The following is a 2738-nucleotide window of genomic DNA, read 5'->3' as shown; positions in this document are numbered from 1 at the left end:
ATGATCGCCACCTCACTTGTCGTCGACGTCCGCACGTGAAGTCCGCGGGGCGGCGCCTCCCAGCGGGCGCCGCCCCCGGTCGCCGGTCAGGGCATGAGCTGGTACTCCGGGAAGTTGCCCGGCAACCGCTCCCCCGCCGGTCCCTGGGTCACCGCGCGCACCAGCAGCTCGCCGCCGACGAACGCGCCGCGCCAGGAGGCGCCGAAGCCACCGAACAGCTCCTCGCGGTCACCGCGCGAACGCGGCGTGCCGTGGCCCACCTTGAACGCCCGGATCTGCGGGGCGAGTCGGTCGAAGGTGGACCGGTCGTCCGTGGACAGGGTGGCCACCAGCGCGCCGTTGGAGGCGTTCATCGCGGCCAGCAGCTCCGCCTCCGTGTCGACCAGGACGATGGTGTCGACCGGCCCGAACGGCTCCGCGTGGTGCAGCGGCGAGGACGGCGGCGGGTTCAGGAGGGTGACGGGCTGGACGTACGCCGAGGTGTCCTGGCCGGGCAGGAAGCGGGCCTCCGCCGGGTCGGCGCGGTGCAGGGGGACGGCGCCGCGGGCGATGGCCTCGGCGACCTGGTCGTGCAGTTCCTTCGCCTTGGCCGCGTTGATGACCGGGCCGAAGTCCAGTGCCGGGTACGGGTCTTCGGCGTTCTCGACGGCGAGCGGGTGGCCGACGCGCAGGGTGCGCACGGCGGGGAGGTAGGCGGCCAGGAAGTCGTCGAACAGCTCACGCTGGACGACGAAGCGCGGGTACGCGGTGCAGCGCTGTTTGCCGTAGTCGAAGAGCTTGGGGATCACGGCCGCGAGGGCGTCCCAGTCGGAGTGGTTCCAGATGCCCCAGGTGTTGAGCCCTTCCTGTTCGAGGACATGCCGCTTGCCGAGGTCGGCCACGGCCGTGGCCACCGCCGCGCCGGTGTCGCGGCCGCCGACGAAGGAGACGCAGCCGATCTCGGGCGCCCGCACCAGCGCCTCCGACAGCTCTCCCCCGCTGCCGCTGACGAGGGTGACGGGTATCCCCTCACGGGCGGCGAGCGCGCAGGCCAGGGTCAGACAGGCCACACCGCCGTCGGTCGGGGCCTTGGCGATGACCGCGTTGCCCGCCAGGGCCTGTACCAGCAGGGCGTGGACGAGCACGCTCATCGGATAGTTCCAGCTGGCGATGTTGGACACCGGGCCGTCCAGCGGGGCGCGCCCGGCGACCATCGGCTCGATGCCGTCGACGTACCAGCGCACGCCGTCGATGGCCCGGTCGACGTCCGCCTGAGCGAGCCGCCACGGCTTGCCGATCTCCCACACCAGCAGCAGTGCGAGGAGTTCGCGGTGCTGGGCGAGGGCGTCGAGGGTGGCCGCGATGCGGGCCCGGCGCTCTTCGAGAGGGATGTGCCGCCAGGCGCGGTGCTGGTCGAGGGAGGCGCGGACGGCCTGGTGGGCGGCTTCGCGGTCCAGGCGGGGCGGGCCGGCGATCGGGCTGCCGTCGACGGGGCTGGTGGCGGGCAGGGCCCGGCCGTCCGCGTGCCAGGCGCCGTTCCAGAGGTTGAGGACCCGGTCGTCCCGGAACGCCTCCGGGGCGGCGGCGAGACAGCGCCGCCAGGCGTCGTCCCAGGTGGTGCCGGGCTTCACCACGAAAGGCGTGGAGTTGAGGGTGGTGGTCATGGGTGTCTCCGCTCTCGGTGCACGGTCGGGGGCGGGGGGTGCCTGGCTGCTCCGCGGAGGCGCGGAGCAGGCTGACCCGGGCGACAGGGGGTCGCGTGGGGGCGCGGCACGTGGCCGCGCGTACAGGGGGAACGAGGAGGAACTCAGTACCGCCGTACGACGCCGGCGGTCACGCCTCGCGCGGGGTCGCGCGGTCGGCGTCCAGCAGTTCCCGGACGAGTCGGGCCGTCTCGGTCGGGGTGTCGCCGACCTTCACGCCGACCGCTTCCAGCGCCCGCTTCTTCGCCTGCGCCGTGCCCGAGGAACCGGACACGATGGCGCCCGCGTGCCCCATGGTCCGCCCCTCCGGCGCGGTGAAGCCGGCGATGTAGCCGACCACGGGCTTGTCGACGTGCTGCTGTACGAGCACGTCGACGGTCTGCGGCGGGAGGCCGGCCGCCTCGGCGATCTCCGCCGCCTTCGCGGAGGTGACCCCCTCGGCCGGGTCGATGGGGACACGGGCGACAAAATCCGGTCGGCTTTCGGCGACCTCCTCGATCTCCGTGCCGCCCTCCGCGGAGGCGATGGCGAGGAAGCGGCCCGCCGTGCGGTCGAGGACGTACGAGACGTAGAACTCCGCCTCGATGTCCACCGGTTGGGCCAGCATGACCCGCCGCACGGTGTGGCCCCTGATGTCCGTGCCGAGGATCTGGCGTGCCGTGCGTTCGGCCTCGGCCGGGTCTGCGGCGAGCCGTACGCCGCCCGCCTTGCCCCGGCCTCCGGTCTTCACCTGTGCCTTGACGACGGCGCGACCGCCGAGCCCGCGGGCGATCTCACGCGCCCGCCGGGGCGAGTCGGTGACCTCCGCCCGCGGTACGAGGATGCCGCACTCCTCGAAGAGCCCCCGGGCCTGGTACTCGTACAGGTCCATGATTCGGCTCCCGTCTTGATTGAGTCGCGTCCGAAAGTGGTGCACGACCCCTGGACATCACCCACGGGATGCGGGATAACAATCTTCATACAGTATTCGTCGACTGTATGCAATCTACCGGACGCAGCCCAGGACCAGCGCCACCAGCACGCTCGAGACAACCGACAAGCGAGGTGACCTGTGAC

2 protein-coding genes are annotated in these 2738 nt (G+C 72.5%); both read right to left on the bottom strand.

Features of this window, described 5'->3' with window-relative positions; genetic code table 11:
* Positions 1 to 86: 86 nt before the first annotated feature.
* On the bottom strand, positions 87 to 1643 hold the full coding sequence (locus ACZ56U_RS39905) for an aldehyde dehydrogenase family protein (protein ID WP_469088847.1): 1557 nt from the start codon (positions 1641 to 1643) through the stop codon (positions 87 to 89).
* Between the two features lie 169 nt (positions 1644 to 1812).
* On the bottom strand, positions 1813 to 2553 hold the full coding sequence (locus tag ACZ56U_RS39900; protein ID WP_469088846.1) for an ATP-grasp domain-containing protein: 741 nt from the start codon (positions 2551 to 2553) through the stop codon (positions 1813 to 1815).
* Between the last annotated feature and the right edge of the window lie 185 nt (positions 2554 to 2738).

The sequence above is a fragment of the Streptomyces sp. NPDC034103 genome, from assembly GCF_055575395.1.
This window is presented reverse-complemented; position numbering and strand designations above follow the sequence as displayed.